This is a genomic window from Micromonospora sp. NPDC049580, from assembly GCF_040675595.1.
Classification (GTDB): domain Bacteria; phylum Actinomycetota; class Actinomycetes; order Mycobacteriales; family Micromonosporaceae; genus Micromonospora.
In genome coordinates this window covers 1-2,833 of the sequence record NZ_JBFAPG010000644.1, presented here as the reverse complement: position 1 = coordinate 2,833, position 2,833 = coordinate 1, and the positions used below count along the sequence as shown (strand labels likewise).

The following is a 2,833-nucleotide window of genomic DNA, read 5'->3' as shown; positions in this document are numbered from 1 at the left end:
CAACCACACCCTCACCCGCACCGCCCTACGCGCCACCCAGGCCGGCAGCTACGACGTCATCCACGCCCACGACTGGCTCGTCGCCCACACCGCGATGACGTTGCGCGACCACCTGGACATCCCCCTCGTCAGCACCATCCACGCGACCGAGGCGGGCCGGCACCAGGGCTGGCTGCCCGAGGAGATGAACCGCACCATCCACGGTGTCGAGCAGTGGCTCAGCAGCGAGACCGGTCGGGTGATCGTCTGCTCCGGGTACATGCGCGACGAGGTGGGCGCGCTGTTCGGCGTACCGGCCGGACGCGTCGACGTGGTCGCCAACGGCGTCGAGTCGCACCGCTGGAAGGTGCCGGCGCGGGACGTGGCCGCGGCGCGGGCCCGGTTCGCCGGGGACGGCCCACTGGTCACCTTCGCCGGCCGGCTGGTCTACGAGAAGGGCGTGCAGCACCTGATCGCCGCCCTCCCCCGGCTGCGCGAGCGGCACCCCGGGCTGCGCGCGGTGATCGCCGGCGACGGCCCGTACCGCGCCGAGTTGGAGGCCGAGGTGCACCGCCGCGGCCTGGGTGGCATGGTCTCCATGCCGGGCTTCCTGGGCGGCAATGACCTGCCGGCGTTGATGGCGGCGTCCGACTGCTTCGCGGTGCCGAGCATCTACGAGCCGTTCGGCATGGTGGCCCTGGAGGGCGCCGCCGCCGGAGCGCCCCTGGCCGTCGCCGCCACCGGCGGTCTCGCCGAGATCGTGGAGCCGGGAGCGACCGGGATGACGTTCCGCCCGCACGACCCGGACGGGCTCGCCGACGCCGTCGACGCGCTGCTGTCCGACCGCGAGCGGGCCCGTGCCATGGCCCGCCGCGCCCGCCGGATGGTCCACGACCAGTACGGCTGGTCGGCCATCGCCCAGCGCACCGCCGCCAGCTACGCCGCCGCCATCGCCAACGACGCCGCGTTCACGGCCGAACGCGCCGAGCAGCGGATGTCCCAGGGCCGGGCCCTCCCGGCACTGCCCGAGGGCAACCTGCTCGCCGCCGCCGGCCTGCGCTGACGGTCGGGCTGTTCCGGCCCGCTTGCGCTTGATCGACTCGGGTTCCTTGAAGTCGGGGTGTCCCGGTGCCGGGAATACCGCGACTTCCTGGAAGTCGAGTCGATCACATTGCAGTGACCGGGCTTCGCTGCTCAGCGCCGGCCGCCAGGCCGAGTCGATCACGGCGGAGGTCGGTCGGGCCTGCCAGAATGTGCGGATGTCTCGTCCTGTTGACGCCCTTGATTCCGCCTTTCCGGTCGCCGCCTCCATGGCGCTGGACCTGATCCGGCGCCCCGAGGTGTCCGCGCAGTGGTCGAACCCGAGCGTCCTGCCGCACCTGTCCGTGGGCGCCCTGGCGTGCCACCTCGGGCTGCAGGCCGTACGGGCCGCGGAGCTGCTGCCGACGCCCGCCGACCTGCCCACGCTGGAGTCGGCGGACAGCCACTACGAGCGGGCCGCCTGGGTCACCGAGGGCACTCCGGACGCCGACGCGGTCGCCGCGGGCTCGGACGAGGCCGACGCGCTCCGCGGCCCGGCGGACCTGCACGCCCGCTCCGGCGAGGCGCTGGCGAAGGTCAGCGACCTGCTGTCGCGGGGAGCCGCCGTCGACGTCGTGCCGATCCCGTGGCAGGGCTGGGCCCTGCGCCGCGCCGACTTCCTGCTCACACGTCAACTGGAGATCGTCGTGCACTCCGACGACCTCGCGGTCAGCGTCGGCGTGCCCACGCCGGAGTTCCCGGCGGAGGTCTTCGACCCCGTACGCGACCTGCTGGTCCGCCTGGCCGTCCGCCGACACGGCCAGTCCGCGCTGATCGGCGCGCTGAGCCGCAGCGAGCGAGCCCGGGACATCTCCGCCTTCTGAACCCAACGTCCGACGCGCCCCACACCCCGCGCCGCCTCGGGCCCGGTGTCCCCCGGCCCCCTGGGTCCCTTGTTCGTCCCCTGTCGAGCTGCCCCAGATATGGGGCGGGCCGCCGGAAGCGAGAATCGCGGATCAGCGCCGCCAAAGCGCCGATGAACGTCGCCGAAGCGCGGATCAGCATCACGGAAGCGCGGATCAGCGTCACCGAAGCGCGGATCAGCATCACCCGAGGAGCCCCGGGGCCCGGACCGCCCCTTGATCGACTCCAGTTCGCCGACCTTGTGGTGTTCCGGCGCTGTTGATACCGCGATATCGGCGACCTGGAGCCGACCATTGGTGAGTCCAGCCCAACCAATCCGCGAGGCCATCCGTCAGCGGGGCAGGCCGGAGATCAGGCGCTTGAAGCCCGTCACGCCCCCGCCACGCCCCGCCTCGGCCCGCCACGCCCCGCCTCGGCCCGCCACGCCCCGCCTCGGCCCGCCACGCCTCGGCCCGCCACGGCCCGCCACGCCCCGCCCCGGCCCGGCCCGCCACGCCACGCCCCACCACGGCCCGCCACGCCACGGCCCGCCTCGCCCCGCCTCGTCCCGCCGCGCCCCGCCCCATAAGTGGGGCAGCTCGACAGGGGCCGAACCAGGGACTCGGGGTACGGCCCGGAGGGCACCGGCCGGGGCAGATCGGCCGGCCCGCAAGCCGGAAGGCCCAGCGGAAGGGCCGCAGAGCGCCAAGCCGCGAGGCCCAGCGAAGCCCCACGGACCAGCCGCGAGGTCCGGCCGAGGCCCCACGGACCAGCCGCGAGGTCCGGCGGAAGTAGAACCCGATCACAAGCGAGAGGGTGAACGGAAGCCCCACGGACCGCCGAGCCGAAAGATCCGGCCGAAGCGCCCGGGCCGCCACGCGAGAGGGCGGGTGGGTACGGCGCAGGCCGCCGGCCCGGATCGGGTCGGCGG

Annotated in this window: 2 protein-coding genes; both read left to right on the top strand. The window is 74.5% G+C overall.

Translation table 11 applies throughout. The annotated features are described in order from the left end of the window. The coding region (locus AB0J68_RS30395; RefSeq protein ID WP_363942119.1) for a glycosyltransferase family 4 protein at positions 1-1,042 on the top strand (1,042 nt) is incomplete at its 5' end. A 196-nt stretch (positions 1,043-1,238) separates the two neighbouring features. Continuing rightward, positions 1,239-1,883 carry a maleylpyruvate isomerase N-terminal domain-containing protein gene (locus tag AB0J68_RS30390; RefSeq protein WP_363942116.1) on the top strand — a complete coding sequence of 215 codons (645 nt, stop codon included), beginning with the start codon at positions 1,239-1,241 and terminating at the stop codon, positions 1,881-1,883. The last annotated feature ends 950 nt before the right edge of the window (positions 1,884-2,833 follow it).

Coding starts and splice junctions, on each gene's coding strand:
- AB0J68_RS30390 (WP_363942116.1), top strand. CDS start 1,239: ATGTCTCGTCCTGTTGACGCCCTTGATTCCGCCTTTCCGGTCGCCGCC.